General features: G+C 42.3%; 17 protein-coding genes. 6 read left to right on the forward strand and 11 right to left on the reverse strand.

Features of this window, described 5'->3' with window-relative positions; genetic code table 11:
- From HN980_06750 to HN980_06760, 3 genes are all read right to left on the reverse strand, one after another.
- Positions 1-659: glycosyltransferase family 1 protein (locus HN980_06750; GenBank protein ID MBT6929171.1), on the reverse strand; the 659-nt coding region annotated here is incomplete at its 3' end.
- Positions 656-1,759, reverse strand: a complete 1,104-nt coding sequence (locus HN980_06755) for a glycosyltransferase family 4 protein (GenBank protein MBT6929172.1) — start codon at positions 1,757-1,759, stop codon at positions 656-658. The genes HN980_06755 and HN980_06750, both read right to left, overlap by 4 nt.
- Positions 1,756-2,712 (reverse strand): hypothetical protein, encoded by a 957-nt coding sequence (locus HN980_06760; protein MBT6929173.1) that lies wholly within the window; start codon positions 2,710-2,712, stop codon positions 1,756-1,758. Before HN980_06760 ends, HN980_06755 begins: the two co-directional genes overlap by 4 nt.
- A 327-nt stretch (positions 2,713-3,039) precedes the next feature.
- Between HN980_06760 and HN980_06765 the strand changes: the two genes are divergently transcribed.
- The gene (locus HN980_06765; protein ID MBT6929174.1) at positions 3,040-4,212 is read left to right on the forward strand and encodes a glycosyltransferase; all 1,173 of its coding nucleotides are present in this window, start codon (positions 3,040-3,042) and stop codon (positions 4,210-4,212) included.
- Positions 4,213-4,276: 64 nt separating this feature from the next.
- Here the strand turns inward: HN980_06765 and HN980_06770 are convergent, their stop codons facing one another.
- The 5 genes from HN980_06770 to HN980_06790 form a co-directional block, all read right to left on the reverse strand.
- Positions 4,277-5,350, reverse strand: a complete 1,074-nt coding sequence (locus HN980_06770) for a 3-dehydroquinate synthase (protein ID MBT6929175.1) — start codon at positions 5,348-5,350, stop codon at positions 4,277-4,279.
- Between the two features lie 30 nt (positions 5,351-5,380).
- Positions 5,381-6,334 (reverse strand): SDR family oxidoreductase, encoded by a 954-nt coding sequence (locus tag HN980_06775; GenBank protein MBT6929176.1) that lies wholly within the window; start codon positions 6,332-6,334, stop codon positions 5,381-5,383.
- A 132-nt stretch (positions 6,335-6,466) separates the two neighbouring features.
- Positions 6,467-7,615 carry a hypothetical protein gene (locus HN980_06780; GenBank protein MBT6929177.1) on the reverse strand — a complete coding sequence of 383 codons (1,149 nt, stop codon included), beginning with the start codon at positions 7,613-7,615 and terminating at the stop codon, positions 6,467-6,469.
- Positions 7,612-8,685 (reverse strand): DUF368 domain-containing protein, encoded by a 1,074-nt coding sequence (locus tag HN980_06785; GenBank protein MBT6929178.1) that lies wholly within the window; start codon positions 8,683-8,685, stop codon positions 7,612-7,614. The genes HN980_06780 and HN980_06785 overlap by 4 nt, the downstream gene beginning before the upstream one ends.
- A complete protein-coding gene (locus tag HN980_06790) occupies positions 8,685-9,077 on the reverse strand; it encodes a helix-turn-helix domain-containing protein (GenBank protein ID MBT6929179.1) in 393 nt (130 codons plus the stop codon). The genes HN980_06785 and HN980_06790 overlap by 1 nt, the downstream gene beginning before the upstream one ends.
- A gap of 195 nt (positions 9,078-9,272) precedes the next feature.
- On the opposite strand from HN980_06790, the gene HN980_06795 reads away from it, so the two are divergent.
- The 4 genes from HN980_06795 (at position 9,273) to HN980_06810 (ending at position 12,195) form a co-directional block, all read left to right on the forward strand.
- Positions 9,273-9,608 carry a hypothetical protein gene (locus HN980_06795; GenBank protein ID MBT6929180.1) on the forward strand — a complete coding sequence of 112 codons (336 nt, stop codon included), beginning with the start codon at positions 9,273-9,275 and terminating at the stop codon, positions 9,606-9,608.
- Positions 9,609-9,694: 86 nt separating this feature from the next.
- Entirely contained in the window at positions 9,695-10,609 is a 915-nt protein-coding gene (locus tag HN980_06800; GenBank protein MBT6929181.1) for a ribonuclease HIII, read from the forward strand.
- Positions 10,606-11,271, forward strand: coding sequence for an MBL fold metallo-hydrolase (locus HN980_06805; protein MBT6929182.1), 666 nt, complete (start codon positions 10,606-10,608; stop codon positions 11,269-11,271). The genes HN980_06800 and HN980_06805 overlap by 4 nt, the downstream gene beginning before the upstream one ends.
- 42 nt (positions 11,272-11,313) lie before the next feature.
- Positions 11,314-12,195, forward strand: coding sequence for a hypothetical protein (locus HN980_06810; GenBank protein MBT6929183.1), 882 nt, complete (start codon positions 11,314-11,316; stop codon positions 12,193-12,195).
- Positions 12,196-12,237: 42 nt separating this feature from the next.
- Here the strand turns inward: HN980_06810 and HN980_06815 are convergent, their stop codons facing one another.
- Genes HN980_06815 through HN980_06825 form a run of 3 tightly spaced genes read right to left on the reverse strand, consistent with a single transcriptional unit; the run spans position 12,238 to position 14,952 of the window.
- Complete coding sequence (locus tag HN980_06815; protein MBT6929184.1) at positions 12,238-12,693, reverse strand: hypothetical protein; 456 nt, start codon at positions 12,691-12,693, stop codon at positions 12,238-12,240.
- Positions 12,694-12,698: 5 nt separating this feature from the next.
- Positions 12,699-14,267 (reverse strand): glucose-6-phosphate isomerase, encoded by a 1,569-nt coding sequence (locus HN980_06820; protein MBT6929185.1) that lies wholly within the window; start codon positions 14,265-14,267, stop codon positions 12,699-12,701.
- A 10-nt stretch (positions 14,268-14,277) separates the two neighbouring features.
- Positions 14,278-14,952 carry a tRNA (guanine(46)-N(7))-methyltransferase TrmB gene (locus HN980_06825; protein MBT6929186.1) on the reverse strand — a complete coding sequence of 225 codons (675 nt, stop codon included), beginning with the start codon at positions 14,950-14,952 and terminating at the stop codon, positions 14,278-14,280.
- Positions 14,953-15,335: 383 nt separating this feature from the next.
- Here HN980_06825 and HN980_06830 point away from each other — a divergent pair.
- The coding region (locus tag HN980_06830) for a hypothetical protein (protein MBT6929187.1) at positions 15,336-15,552 on the forward strand (217 nt) is incomplete at its 3' end.

Raw genomic sequence — 15,552 nt, forward strand, 5'->3', positions numbered from 1 at the left:
ACCATCCCTACACTTCCTAGCCATATGAAATTTTTCCGGCAACGGTCGTAGTCTTTGGTGTCATCCCATTTTCGTGTAAAAACAGCAGGAACTGGAAGTCTATAAATTTCTTTTCCTAGAAAAGAATATGTCCCTTCTGTGAAGTCGTTGCCTATCATCGTTATATAGTCGGCATGCTTATGCCCACAAAAAAGCTTTGCGACACGCTTCGGTGTCAACGTTATTCCTCGACGTTTGTGCAATGCTACTATCCTATTATATTCTGCGTGGTATTGGAATATCCAATGAGCTCCAGTGGCATGAAGAATTTTAACACAATCTTCATTAAGGAGAGGTATAAGGCGCTCGAAATTACGTCCTATACAAATAAAGATATCATAACGCTTTTTAGGGGAAAAATCAGTATTTTTGAAACCTATAGCGTCTACACAATATCCCTTTTCCAAGAAAGTCTTCGCTATCTGATACATCTCCCAGCAATTGGTATGGTGACATGGTATATCCTGGGGGTTTTTGAGAAAATCGCCAACGACATATGATATCAGCACACTCCCTTGTATTTTTTTATTCTTGGGTTTCAAAGATATCATGCCATGATATCGGCGCTTGAGGTAGGATCTTCGCCATCGAAGCGCTGTCTTTTGTATTATCTTTTTCACCTTACTAACTCCTTATAGCATTCCATTGTCTCTTGTGCACACCTATCCCACGAAAAATTCTTTATGCGCTGTTTACCAAGCATAATAAGATTATTACGCCTTTCTTTATCATACGCAACTTTTTCCATAGCTATTCTAATTTTTTCAACATCGGTAGGTTCAAAAAGCTGTGCTGCTTCACCAACGACCTCTGGAATCGAGCTTGTATTGCTACACACCACTGGACATCCGAAATTCATTGCTTCCAATGGTGGTATGCCAAAACCTTCATAAATAGAAGGTAAAACAAACATAGCAGCGTTGCGATATAATGCAACCAAAAAAGTGTCACTACCGGTCATATGATTAACACGCCTTTTATCCACTCCCAATGTTTTCAACAATAACAATTCTTCGCTGTTGAAATCCTTGCTTCCGAATGCGATGACATCAAAGTCCTTATGCAATGTTTCTGACGCTGCATATGCTGTGATAAATGCTTTGAAATTTTTATATCCTTCACGCTGTCCAACATATAGAATATATGGGCGCTGTGATAAAGCACAGGGCTGTTGTTCTTCGTTTTCTGTAATTTCGAAGCCATGATATACGACAGAAATGATATCTTCGGCAACGTCGAATATCTCGAGGAGGTCTCGTTTCGTGTTTTCAGAGACACATACTATTTTATCGGCACGCTCTACAGCGCGACGTTTTTTTGCCGAGGTATTATCATGTTTTGGAAACATCTCTGGGAACTTTTCATGTATCATATCGTGCACTGTTATCACAACAGGGCATCCTTTTGGCACTATTGCCGATTTCCCATGATAATATGTTTCATGGATAATATCGGGTTTATTGTTCCTCATCGCCGCACATGACAATAGTGTGTTTATCTTATTGCAGAATTTCCTCATCCTCGGCACAGGCTTCAGATAATACCCTCGTACTGGTAGCGCATTATTGCGTAGATATTCGTTTGTTTTCGGGTGTGCCATAACATCAGCATAGAAATTTTCCGCTGCTGCAACGCGCCTTCCCAGCTCATAAAAATACCGTGAGATGCCACCGTAGCGTTGCAGGGAGAAAATCTGGTTGTCGTAGGCAACTTTAATCATTGCTTTTGCAAAACTCCTATAATTTTCTCCACTATTCTCTTTCTATTTTTGCGCCTTTTTATTTTCTTGAAATTGTCGCTTATACGCTGATATGCTTTTTCGTCGACGACAATATCATCTGGCAATGTCCAAGATGTCGGCAGACGAGGTTTTTCAAAATCTTCGATGTCAAGCATCCCATGATATAAGATGTCTCTTCCGTCAAAAGAAGGTATTTGTGCGTTGCCATGAACACCACACGCCAAACCTGAGTTCCACACGAGCGACTGTGAAGGATAAAGTCCTACGCATCCTCTGTCGAAGACGGTAAAACTCCATTGTATATCCCAGGTGTATGGATTTTCCGCTTTCGACGACACACGCTTTAACATACGAGAAAAAGGATATCTTCCGTTGTAATCAAAGCTATATCGTCGTTTTTGATCTTTAAGAAATTCCTCCATACCATCAGGTTTCCAGCTATAATGTTTCCATGCTCTTTTCCATGTCGCCCATCCCCATATGAATGCCGAGGGCAAAAAGAATGTTGAAGGCTCTGGCGGATGAACATGTGGAAACATAAACCCTGAGATAAGCATCACCTTATCTTCTTCTTTATAGTGCTCTAAGTTACGGCGCATATATGTTATGAAGTCTGGAGCGACGACGATATCGTCTTCGACGACGATTACGTATCCATACTTGTCGCACATCTCCGTGATGCCTTCGGTAATATTTCTATAGTGAAAATTTTCTTCGCGGACAACGACGGTGCCACCATACAGCTCTGTCCATGCCTGTGCCACGGCTTGCGTTGCAGCAGCGGCGACAACATCTTCATCATTTCTTGGGACATCGCAATATATGTATAGAGGGCATTCGTGATATCCTTCACAGCGTTTCAATGCTTCTAGAGCAACATGCAGATGCTGTGGGCGGTTATAACAAAAAACTGCTATCGGTGTTGTTAACATATCGAGCGCCCCCTAAAACGCCAACTATAAGATTATGAAAATGAACAACATTTTTTGTGTTCTCAAAATATAAAGTGCTTTTCATGAAGTAAAAACCTTGATAAACAAAACTCTTATCTTCTATTATTTAAGTTTTAAATAATAGTTGCATCGAAGATACCAGTCAATGGAAATAATGGCTTTTGCCACCAACGACGAGGAGATACGAAACACAGATATTCTGTGACTCAACACACTCTGTTTTGGGGAAACAGAAACATAATAACAAGAAAGAAAACATATTTGCAAAAAAAACAAAAGATATACTAACTAAAACTCGCCACCTTTATGGAAGAAAACCCTTCTAAGAAATATAAGCTTTTAGTTCTGACGCCTAAGCTACAAACAATGTCAGGACACTTTTTTTCTTACTGTACAACCCTTCAAAAAGCCGCCAAGATAAACGATTGGGAATATGCTGCTGCCATTCCAAAAAATTGCCAGTTAAACGACCTCCCTTTCTCATGGCATAAGATATTGTCTATTGATACTTTCGACTCCGTTCCTGGCCCTCGAATTATTAAGCGACTTTACAATAAATTCTGCTATCAAAAATCGTTATATAAATTCTTATCAGAACATATCGCTTCGAACCAAAAAACGCTTATTTTTACCGAGTATTTCTCTCGACATCAACTCCGTGCCCTTATTTATTGTCTGATCTTATTGCCTACAAAGAACGTTTCCGTTTGCCTTTTGTATCGTGATCATCATACAATTTATCGTAAGCCTTCAGATGCTCTCTTCTTTAAGAAATGTCATCATATTATTGCTTTTTTGCTAAGGAACAATAACTTTCATCTGCTCACTGATTGTGAACTGTTACAACAACCTCTAGAAATCTTTTTCGAAAAGGATTTCTCCCTATTCCCTATCATTGAGCCTTGTTCTATGGTTAATAAAACACCATCTCAACCGATCAATAAAATTGTTTGTTGGTGGGCAGGCCGTCCAGGCAAAGAAAAAGGGTTGAATATTATAAAAGAAACTATCGATCAATGCGAAAACGATCAAATTCCAATCCATTTCATAACATCCAAGTCATCAGGCATTGACGCCTCTCTTCACTTTAATTTTATTGATCTTTCCTTGTTACCAGAAGTGTTATCATCCGACGAATATCTAAAACAGCTTTTTTATAGCGACATTATTCTAACACCATATTGTCAAAAGCACTATAAATGGAAGACTTCAGGTATTTTTATCGAAGCTATTGCCGCGAAAAAACCCATATTGGTAACAGAAGGAACTTGGATGGCTCATGAATTAAAGAAATTCGATCTTCAAGAACTCATCACTACCTGGGAACCTAACGACGTAATAAAAAAAATCGCTTTTATCCAAAGCAATCAAGATACGAAAAAAAAGATACAAGTAATGCAACAGGCTTTTTTAGAGAAATATTCTGTCAACTCTTTTGCTGCTGTGCTACAAAGCTTAGTAACTGATGTTACGCGCTAATCTTGCTTTAGTGGCGTAGCGAAACGAGTGTAAATGTTATTTTTATAAAATGCCGCCCCGAAATTTATTTCATTAATGCTACTTGTAAATCTTCTAAATTTCCTTCGAATTCCGAGGCCGTAAAGTCCTGGCACATAATAGGTCGTAGCGTCTCGTCGAGCAATATCATCGCCAAATCTTTTCCTGTTCTTTTTTTATCTTTTTTCATGGCGTCGAGGAGCTTATCGCTTTTGAAATACTCTTTCTCTAATTTTATGGGTATATTATCCAGCAGGCATCGTCGATTTATTTCGTCGCATTGTTCTGCGCTTAGCAACCCACGATTTTTCGAAGCGATATTGGCATATACCATGCCAATGATAACGGCGATACCGTGTGGCACTTTATAGTTCGAGGTCACCTCAAGAGCATGTCCAAAGCAATGCCCGAAGTTGAGCATATTACGCTTACCGCCATCGAATTCATCTGCCTCGATATGCTCGATTTTTATTTCGTGGCTTTTCTCTATAAACGATAGAAGCTCCTCGGTGTCTTCTTTAGAGACATCTTTTATGCGTTCTATATCTTCAAGATTGACCTTATCGTTAACATCTAAGAGAAGCATCTTAATTATCTCTCCGACGCCGCTATAGAAATCCAGGTCGCTTAACGTCTTTATAAAAGCACTGTCAACATACACCTTTTCAGGGGGATAAAACGTCCCTAAAATGTTCTTATAATCGAGGAAGTTAAGAGAAGTCTTACCGCCTATACAGCTGTCGGCCTGTGCTAAGAGCGTTGTGGGGACACAAATCCATGGAACTCCCCTATACAATGTCGAAGCGACAAAGCCTGCCGTGTCTTGTGTTATACCGCCGCCGAATGAAATCAGCGTATGGCTTTTCTTGAAGCCTTTAGCTACGAGTTCTTCATATAATGATATTGCCGACGCTAAAGTTTTATTCTCTTCTATGGCGTCAAAAAGATATAAGCGTTCTTGCGGCACTCCTTTGAAATATTCTGGGTATAAGTTATAGACCTTCTTGTCGACGACATAAAAGCTATCCTCAATATTTCGTATATCGTCTATAAATTCAAAATCTCTGCTATAATAAACATTATAATCCCTCAAAGACGATCGTATTTTACGTTTCAACATGCTGTGAGGCCTCTATTATCAGCGATTATATCATACGCTTACATTCTGCTGCAGCTGCTTCTGAAAGTATTCTATCGTTGCATCGATGCCATCGCTTACTGGCACAGAAGGCTCCCACGAAAGCTTTTCTTTCGCCAGGGATATATCGGGTTTACGCCTTATAGGATCGTCGACAGGCAATGGATTATATTCCAGAACGCTATCGGAATATGTCTTTTCTATTATCATCGTAGCGAGTTCTATCATCGACATCTCATGAGGATTGCCAAGGTTCACTGGCCCTATGAATTTCCTGTCAGACTCCATCATCGAAATCATCCCTCGCACGAGGTCATCGACGTAGCAGAAACTTCGCGTCTGGCTTCCGTCGCCGTATATCGTTATAGGCTGATTTTGTAGCGCCTGCATGATGAAGTTACTGACGACACGTCCGTCTTGAGGGTGCATGTGAGGGCCATAGGTGTTGAAGATCCTAATAACGTTGATATCTAGGTCACACTGCCGATGATAGTCAAAGAAGAGCGTCTCTGCACACCGTTTCCCTTCGTCGTAGCAAGAACGAGGTCCTATAGGGTTGACGTTGCCCCAATACTCTTCGACCTGAGGGTGGACCTCTGGGTCGCCATACACTTCAGACGTCGATGCTTGAAGAATAGGGATTTTAAGGCGCTTGGCGAGTCCTAGCATATTAACGGCACCGACAACGCTAGTCTTTGTTGTCTGCACAGGGTCTCGTTGATAATGTACAGGACTTGCTGGGCATGCGAGGTTATATATCTCATCGACTTCGATAAAAAGCGGGAACGTTATGTCGTGTCTGATAAACTCAAAGTACCGCTCATCCCATATGTCACTGAGGTTGTCTTTATTTCCTGTGAAAAGGTTGTCAACGCAGACAACTTCGTGTCCTTTTTGCAATAACGCCTTACAAAGGTGACTTCCTATAAAACCGGCACCGCCAGTAACTAGTGTTCTTTTTCTCATAATCCATTAACCTCTAGATTCTTTGGTTTTAACTTTTTCCAGTTTATAGAGGATAGTGTTAATCTTCAACAAATCTCTCTTGGATTTTTTGCTTTTTCCTAACATCGTTATCATCAAAGACATAGAAATCGATTATTGAAGACTTGTTATATCATATGCTTCATTGGTGTCGTGAAGATATTGTTCTTCGAAGGCGGGAGCGGTGTGAAGACCTTTTGTAGGATATATCACAACAGGGACGGGACCTTGCTTCCATTCCCCTGCTGTTATCGAGCATTGTTTCAGTGGCATGACGGTAAGCTGTGTATTGTTGTCGTCGCAGTGCTCCTTCAGTGGTCTGATAATATTCTTGTCGAGATATTCTATAGTTTTAACTTTTTCGAGCAAGTTACCTTTGTATGTGCTATCCCACAGGTAGAATATTTCGATGAAGACTGTATCGTTTTTTTCGAATATTGTGTCGAGTTTTTGCATTATGCATGCGATATTATCGTATTTTTTTTGTTCTTTTTTCAGTGTGTGTGTGTTGATATTTAGCAGTCGTGCTATTCCTTTCGATGTTTCGCTTGTTGTCAGGAGTATTTTTCTTTCGTTATTTGTGTTATTTTCGAATTCTTCATATGGCAGTGTCCCTCCTTGTGATAGCAAGACGGCGTTTATGAAGTTTTCTTCGAGGTCTTCTCTAAGGGAGTTTATCTCGTGTTTTTTTAATGTGTCTGAGATTTTCTTAAGGAGTTTTTTTACATCTTCGCTTTTGACTTCTCCCAGCCATTTTTTTCCCATAGCCGTTATTGGTCGTTCTCCTAATGTTGTTGGCAGTGTTGCGAGTTCTGAGTTGTCTGTTATCATCATTGCTCTTGGCCCTTCTACGTGGAAGAAGCAGCATCCGTCATCGCGAAGTTCTTTATTTAGGTATTTACATAGTGCTTTACCTTCATCGTTGGTGATGATGTCATCATCGACATCGATTATAACATCTTCTCCTGTGGCGACGAACCTTGTCGAGAAAGCTCTTTGCTGTGGTGCCAGGCGATATCCTCGTGCATATGCTTGTAGCGGTCCTTGTTGCAGGTGTATTTTCGGTGTTTTTTCATCGATCAGCGCTGCTATTGCCGTAGCTATTCCGCCGTACTGTGGTGGGTTTACTGTGACGAAATCCCCTTGTCGTGCTAGGGTGTCGAGATATGGGCAATTAGCTTTCTGTAGTGGTGTTAGCCCTCCGAGGTCCTCGAGGGCGTCGTCTGTTATAGCGTGTAGTATACAGAAGATTTTCTTCTTCATTGTGTTTTTTTATGGTGTGCTATTTTTTCTATGGCGAAAACTGCTACGAAGCCTGCGAGGAACAATGCTGCTGCTATCATAAAATGTGGTGATGTTATGTCGGGCAGTATTGGTCTTACGAGTTGCATCTGTGGTTTTGCCATTATTATTGTTGTATCGAATAGGTATCGCACTTCCCAGAATGGCCATACTGCTTTCATTGCTCCTGCCATGAAACCTACTAGTGTAGCGATGGCGATATTATGCCATCGTGAGAACACCCAGCTTACTACGCGTGAGAAGACGATGACGCCTACGACGACGCCGATTCCCAGACTTACTAGGATTGATAGTGCTTCGAAGTTTATTGTTCCGCCTTTAAGGTGTGCCACGAAGTTTGCCATGGCGCCGATAACAGTATCGTATTCTCCGAGGATGTTAAGGATATAGCTTCCTGATATTCCTGGTAGTAGCATAGCGCTTATTGCCAGGGCGCCACAAACCACCATCCATATGTTGACGAAGGGGCTTTTTGGTATAACGAACTCGCCGAGCTGCACGTCGTATACTGCTGCTGTTGTTGTCGTCGTTGCCGGAATCGTTGTTAGGAGATATGCTGCTATCGCTCCTATTATCATGGCGAGGTACACGGCCCGCGACCGTGTTCCTATGGTTCTGAAGCAGAAGACTATAGAAGCGACGATAAGCCCCATAAAGGTAGCGTATAGGTATGTCCTTGTCAGTGGATCCCCGAGGAGCGAGTGTATTGTTTGTGCCGACGACACGACTGCTGTAGCGATACCTATTGCTAGTGCTATTATGAAGTGCCAGTGTACTGTTGTTCGGAGGTCTTTTATTTTTAGCGTGAAGAGGCTTTTCAGTGCTTTTATGTTAACGCTTTTTATTGCTGAGAGGAGTTCTTCGTAGATGCCTGTAATGAAGGCTATCGTCCCTCCCGATATTCCTGGTATCATATCGGCGATGCCCATCGCGAACCCTCGTAGCACTATACCTATTGCGGAATGTTTTTTCTTCGCCTTAGGCTTTTTCTCTATATCGTGGGGGTTACGGCTTTGGACCTTGTCAGCCATTATAATACTCCGAGGTATTTTGCTAGGTACCATGCTGCTATAAGGACGAGTATCGAGCCCCCGACCATCACGGCATTTGGCAGACGTTTAACGTTGTCGTTGGTGTCATGAACAAATTCCATTGGTTTCGGTGACACTTTTTTATCTTCTCCGAAGATGTCTTTATATTCTCTTAGGATGCTATCGCCGTCGAGGCCCAGGAAGATAGCATACTGTTGTATAAAACCTTTGGCATATACGTGGGAGATGATGTTTGCTATAGATCCTTTCTCGATAGCTTGCAGATAATTGGTCCGTATCGACGTAGCATTTTCGACTTCTTTAAGCGAAAGGCTCATCTCGTTACGTTTTCTTTTAAAGATATCTCCCATATTGGCAGGGTTTGCGGGCATATCGTCTCCTTTTCGTTGATCATTTTTTTACATATCGAATATATATACCATACTTTCCTGATAAAAAGACAAAATTATTCTCTCTAAACCCGATTAACCCCTATCTTTTCTATAGCATCCATAGTATTCGGGTTTTCTCTTGTCAATCTTCGGTATTTTGGGGTATAACGTATTTTTAAAAAACATGGAGTATATATGTTCGATCTTTCTGTTAAAGCTATTATCGGCGCTCTTGTTGTCGTTGCTATAGGTCTTGTCACGAAGACGCGGTATTATTTTCTTGCGGGATTACTTCCTCTTTTCCCTACTTTTGCTCTTATGGGGCATTATATTGCGGGAAACGCAAACACTCCCGAGCAGTTCCGTGAAATCGTCATCTTTGGCATGCTTGCGATAATCCCCTATTTCATATATCTCGGCACTGTATACTTCTTTCATACTAAGATGACCCTCATCCCCACGCTTTCTGTCGGTGTTATTGCTTGGGCTTTGTCATCGGTAATACTTGTATTTATTTGGAACAGGTATTGATCAATTATCAATGATCATTGACCAGTGATCAGTGTAAAACGCTCCGAACATCGTGTAAGATAAGTTAACAAGGCAGATTAATTAATATGGACGAAAAAAAGAAAAAGAGCATTTTTGTTGCGAAGCTGGACATGTCGCTTGCCGACAAGCTTCGCGATGGTGTTATAAGTCAGGGCTTTGAGCTTTCGACACCGCCATATACCGTCTTTGCTGCGAAGAAGAAAGGGGTATCTTGTACGTTATACAAGTCTGGTAAGCTCGTCGTCCAGGGCAAGGCTATGGGAGAGTTCATTGAATATTACCTCGAGCCTGAGATTTTAGGGACGTTCTCTTATACATATGGTGCGTTAGATGTCGACACTACGGCGCGCATTGGTGTCGACGAATCTGGTAAAGGCGACTTCTTTGGCCCTTTATGTGTTGCTGCTGTATATGCCAGCGACGACGCTGTTAAAGAGCTATACGACCTTGGCGTCTGTGATTCTAAGAAGCTTAGCGATAAGAGGGCGTTGTCTTTGTCGTCTAAGATAAAAAAGTTATGCCAATATCATGTTCTTGCTATTGGTCCTGCGAAATACAATGAATTGTATAAGTCTTTTGGCAATCTAAATACTTTGCTGGCGTGGGGACACGCTACTACAATAGAAGCTGTTGTAAAGAAGACGGGGTGTAATAATGTCATCGTCGACCAGTTTGCCGCCGAGAGCGTCGTCCATAATGCTTTGAAGCGTAAGGGGTTGGGCGACATCGCCTTGACGCAGCGGCATCGTGCCGAAGAGGATCTTGTTGTTGCTGCGGCGTCGATATTAGCCAGAGCGTCTTATCTTGAGGGCTTAAAGAAGCTTGGCGACAAGTATGGTATAGAGCTTCCTAAAGGAGCGTCATCTTTGGTAATTTCTGCCGGCAAGCGTTTTGTTGAGAGTCATGGTAAAGATCTTCTTTCCGATGTTAGTAAGGTACATTTTAGGACATACAATGATGTCATGGAATATGAGTTATGAAGATCGATATTGTTTACGACAACGAAGCTGATGGAGAGTATCGTGCAGATTGGGGGTTTTCCTGTTTTCTTCCAGAACATGGTATTATGTTCGACGTTGGTGCTAACGCTGAAATACTTTCTCATAACATGTCGTTATTAAAGATTTCCAAAGAGAATATTTCTGTGCTTGTTTTAAGCCATGACCACTGGGACCATGTTGGCGGGCTTGATGCCGTGTTACATAAAGACCTAAACGTGTATGTTTTGAGTACGTTTTCTACGACGACGAAGGAAAAGATCGGTGCTGTAGCGCACCTTCACGAATGTGATGACAGTGTTCCTCTTGGCGAAGGCATCATGACGACTGGCATTCTTCACAACGATGTCGCTGACGAGCAGAGCCTTGTTATCTTCGATGGTGATGAAGGTCTTGTCATCACTGCCTGTGCTCATGCTGGTGTTGGGGCTGTTTTAGATAAAGCAAAGGGTTTCGGAGAGATTTCTGCGATACTCGGTGGCTTCCATGGTTTCGAAGATTTTGATGTCCTTGAAAGCATGTCGTACATTGGAGCATGCCACTGTACCGAGCATCTTAAAGCGTTACGTCAACGATATCCTAAGACGTCGCATAATCTTTTTGCTGGCAAGAAGTTAAAATTTCCTTTTGAAAAAAAGCGTTAACTATATACAGTGAAGGATAAAAGAAAATTTTAGGAGTATGTCGTGAAAAGTATCGTTTATTTAGTATCTTTTTTGCTGTTGTCGTCGTTTTCGCTTGTCGATGCCAACGATGGTGAAACCAAAGCACCGTCGTGGAACATCGAAGGCTCATTTTATCATGTCAGCAACGCTAATTTCAAAGCTTCCAGCCTTAGTGTCCAGGACATATCTTTCAGTAAGTCTGCTGTGACGATGACGAGAACGAAGTATCTTGAGAACAACGATACTGGCATCATCGCTCTTATTGGTTATGAGCGAGACGAAGTATCTTGGGCTGGCAATCCCGAGTTTTCCGAAAAGACGTACAATAATGCCATCATTGGCATTGGCGGCTTCACTGGGAGCAAAGAAGACTGGCTATGGCGCGGCAATGCATATGTCTCCTTCGACACAGTCGATGTAAGTTTCGGCGACAATGCCATCTATGGTGGCATGTTATGGGGAAGTTATAATGTCAAAGACAATATCGATGCTCACATTGGAATGATGGGGAACTTCCGCATCAGAAAAGACGAGGTAACTCCTATCATCGGCGTTTCGTGGCGTCCTATTGATTATTGGTCTATCAACGCTGTCTATCCTGTAGACCTTTCGATACGGTATGATTTAGACGACGGATACACTTTAGAGCTTGCCTGGAAGATAGTACGCAGCCGTCATCGCCTCAAGCAAGAAGAAGTTCGCTCTGAGGGAATTTTCGAATACCGCACTTCCGGCACCGAGCTTGCTTTGGTCGGTAAAGGCGGACCTTATAAGACTAGGGTTTTCGTCGGATACACTGGTGGTGGTGACCTCAAGGTCAGCGACCAGTATGGCAATGATTCTACGTCGTATAAATTCAACGGCTCCATGTATTCGGGAATTTCGTTGAATATAGAATTCTAATGCGGCTACGCCGCATGGTTCGGAGTTCGGACTAGGATTTTTCTATACGCCAGGAACCATGATGCAGAATGTTTCTTCTGTTATGGGGTGTTCGTATATTCGTGATGTTTTGTTATTGTCGTGAATTTCTTTTCTGAAGGCTAGGATACGTTTTCTTTCGAGGTATAGCGCTGCGATGAAGGCCTCTTTGATGCCTTCGTCACCATTCTCTTGGGCTTCTTTTATCGTAGTTAGCGCTTGTTCTTCGTTGGTGGTATCATCTTTTTTGTTGTCGTTATTTTTTTCTGGCACCTGCGCCTTCCAGTAGCTCCACCCTTGTTGTATATTCTCGTCTTTTGCGCCGTTTTTCCAGCATGATATGCAGTAGTCACGTCTGTGGTAAACTTCTTCATCGTCGTCCCATAGTATTGCCGAATGGTAGTATATTCCTGGCATCAGGGTTTCGTTGTCTTTGTAGCAGTGTTTGTTTCGTCGTGGTATTTTTATTTTTTTGTTCATATTCGTTACATCTCGGCAATATGGTCGAGAAGAGCTTTACCATGAGGATATGAAGTCTTCTCTGGGGTTTTTATTGTGTCTAGGATAGTGTTGGCGAGCCTTTTCCCTAGCTGAACGCCTTCCTGGTCGAAGGAATTTATATTCCATACGAACCCCTGAAAAGCGATCTTATGTTCGTATAGTGCTAGTAGTGCTCCCATGGTATAGGCATCGAGTTTCTTTGCTATTATTATTGTGTTGGGTCTATTGCCTTCGAAGGTTTTGTTAGGATTTTCGTCTTCTTGTCCTGTTGCAAAGGCTATCGACTGTGCAAACATATTAGCGAGGAGTTTCTGCTGCGATGTCGTCCCTTCGACGTCGATATCTTCGCCGTATTGACTTTCTTTGAAGCCTATAAGCTCCACAGGAACTACCGTTGTCCCTTGGTGTAGCAGCTGGTAGAACGAATGCTGTGCGTTTGTTCCTGGCTCCCCCCATATTATAGGCCCTGTTTCGTATGGCACTGTATCGCCATTTTTGTCGACGCGTTTTCCGTTAGACTCCATGTCGCACTGCTGTAGGTGTGCCGTGAAGCGTACTAGCGCCTGAGAATATGGTATTATCGCTAGCGTCTCGTGTCGTAGGAAGTTACGGTTCCATATCCCTATCATGGCGAGGAGCAGCGGGAGGTTTTTTCTTATATCGGATTCTAGAGCGTTTTTATCCATATCGTGGGCGCCACGCATTATATCGATGACGGCATCGTATCCCAAAGCAAAACCCAGGATGACGTTTCCTACCATCGACGTCACGGAATATCTTCCGCCGACATAGTCCCACATATAGAAAGCTTTCCTATATTTCTCGGGGTCGTCCATAGGGCTGCCTTTTGCCGTTACAGCGACGAAGTGTTTCTTCGTGTCGAGGCCAGCGTCGGCGAACTTCTTTGCTACGAAAGTCTCGTTGGTAAGGGTTTCTAGCGTCGTTCCAGACTTGCTGACGATGACGACTAAGGTTTTTGTTAGATCGAGGTTTTTCATGACGGCAGAGGCGTCGTCAGGGTCAACGTTGGCGATAAAATGTACATTCCTTGCGGGTGTTTTGTATGCCTGTAATGCCATATATAACGCGCGAGGTCCAAGATCAGACCCTCCTATGCCTACGAGGAGCATATCAGTAAAAGCATCTTCAGCGTCTAGATCATCGAGGAAGTCTTTGAGCTTGGCGTGTTCTTCTTCGGCGAGGATTGCAGCGTCTTTTGCTGATTTTGAGCTTTTTTTGTCGTCAAAGATGTCTCTCATTGCAGTGTGGAGGACAGCGCGGTCTTCGCTGTCGAAGCCTTCGATGGTATTTATTACCTCCCCTTCTTGCATGCTTCTCATTTTTTTTAGGGCATCCCCCTCTCCTGCAAGGTCTGATAATATATCGATGATGTCGGATTCGATACGTTGTGCTGCGTATATCATTTTAATGCCGCAAGCTTCTGAACACATATCATGTATTCTTTTTTCTGTGAAGATGGTTTCGTCGGTAAGATCTAGCTGTTTTTCTGCAAAGCGTTGTAGTTTTGTATATGAAGGATTTTTGTCGAACATAATATTTTCCTCAACGTTTTATATATTTTATATAGTGGATATCTCTTCCTTTTCCTTTCCACAGGTCGTAGAAGAAAGAGTCTCCGTAATCTTTTTTATCTTTTATATAATATGGTTCTGGATATTCTGGTGACAGTGCTTTATTGCTTCCGAGGACATCGATCATCTGGCTACAATACTGTGTGTCATCGGTGACAAGGATGAAAGAGGCGTCTGTTTTAAGAGATTGTACGCAGTCGTTAACGAAGGGTTTTTGTATCAAGCGGTGTTTTGCGTGACGATCTTTTGGCCATGGATCGGGGAAGTTAACATATATGGCGTCTACGGTGTCGGTATCGACGTAATGGTGTGCGAAGGGTTGTGCCTCGCCGCATACGATGAAGACATTATCAAGTTGTCGGCTTTCTCTCTTGGCCCATATCTTTCGCACCCTGTCGAATCTCTTTTCAACGGCGACCCAGTTAATATCTGGGTTTTCGGCAGCGCGATCCAAGATCCACAGGCCATTGCCGCTGCAGTATTCGATATATACTGGTTTTTTGTTTCCGAAGACAGCATCGTCGTCCCATGAGGGGAAGGAATATCCCGTATAGTCGTAATATTCAGGGACATACAAGATTTTGTCTTTAAGGAGGAGCCTTCTTTCTTTCCAAGAGTATGGTGCTGGCAGATCTTTAGGTTTCATAATGAAAATATTTTTTTTTATCAATTTACACCGTAAATATAACAAGAATATAATTACGAAGGAAGCTTTAACCCATGATTGCGACCTAATCTTTGATTAAGCGCTACAGGTGGAGGTGATATTTTATGTATTTTGACGAGAGCATGTCTTAAGACATGGTCGAGAAAAAAAACATGAAAGATTACCTTCAACTGTAGATGATTAGTAAAAGATTGGGTGACAATCATGGGTTTTACCGTTTACCGCCCAAAAAACTGTGGTCAGACGCTGAGGATCAAGGCGTAAAGCCTTTATTTTAATCCATTTTTTTCTTTCTTTTAAAAAAGATCCTGTTCTACCGTTGTAAATCGTATATCTATTTCCACCAATTGGAGTACTTTGTTATGAAGGGCTTACGTTTTTCTTTCCTTATTGTTTTCTTTTTGTCGTTCACATTATTTTCTTTCGCCGATGATGATGCGTATGAAGAAAATATTGTCGTCAAAAAAGGCAACGCTGAGGCTCCTGACCTTCCATCGAGTTCTGTCAACGACTATATTCCCGACGGCATCTTCAACGGCACCGTAAATGTCATTACCGGCGATTACATTGAAAATAGCA

Source organism: Waddliaceae bacterium (assembly GCA_018694295.1).
GTDB lineage: Bacteria > Chlamydiota > Chlamydiia > Chlamydiales > JABHNK01 > JABHNK01.

Bases quoted from the DNA above. Each gene is read 5' to 3' on its own strand.
- HN980_06755 (MBT6929172.1), bottom strand. From the start codon at position 1,759: ATGATTAAAGTTGCCTACGACAACCAGATTTTCTCCCTGCAACGCTAC.
- HN980_06760 (MBT6929173.1), bottom strand. From the start codon at position 2,712: ATGTTAACAACACCGATAGCAGTTTTTTGTTATAACCGCCCACAGCAT.
- HN980_06765 (MBT6929174.1), top strand. From the start codon at position 3,040: ATGGAAGAAAACCCTTCTAAGAAATATAAGCTTTTAGTTCTGACGCCT.
- HN980_06770 (MBT6929175.1), bottom strand. From the start codon at position 5,350: ATGTTGAAACGTAAAATACGATCGTCTTTGAGGGATTATAATGTTTAT.
- HN980_06775 (MBT6929176.1), bottom strand. From the start codon at position 6,334: ATGAGAAAAAGAACACTAGTTACTGGCGGTGCCGGTTTTATAGGAAGT.
- HN980_06780 (MBT6929177.1), bottom strand. From the start codon at position 7,615: ATGAAGAAGAAAATCTTCTGTATACTACACGCTATAACAGACGACGCC.
- HN980_06785 (MBT6929178.1), bottom strand. From the start codon at position 8,685: ATGGCTGACAAGGTCCAAAGCCGTAACCCCCACGATATAGAGAAAAAG.
- HN980_06790 (MBT6929179.1), bottom strand. From the start codon at position 9,077: ATGCCCGCAAACCCTGCCAATATGGGAGATATCTTTAAAAGAAAACGT.
- HN980_06795 (MBT6929180.1), top strand. From the start codon at position 9,273: ATGTTCGATCTTTCTGTTAAAGCTATTATCGGCGCTCTTGTTGTCGTT.
- HN980_06800 (MBT6929181.1), top strand. From the start codon at position 9,695: ATGGACGAAAAAAAGAAAAAGAGCATTTTTGTTGCGAAGCTGGACATG.
- HN980_06805 (MBT6929182.1), top strand. From the start codon at position 10,606: ATGAAGATCGATATTGTTTACGACAACGAAGCTGATGGAGAGTATCGT.
- HN980_06815 (MBT6929184.1), bottom strand. From the start codon at position 12,693: ATGAACAAAAAAATAAAAATACCACGACGAAACAAACACTGCTACAAA.
- HN980_06820 (MBT6929185.1), bottom strand. From the start codon at position 14,267: ATGTTCGACAAAAATCCTTCATATACAAAACTACAACGCTTTGCAGAA.
- HN980_06825 (MBT6929186.1), bottom strand. From the start codon at position 14,952: ATGAAACCTAAAGATCTGCCAGCACCATACTCTTGGAAAGAAAGAAGG.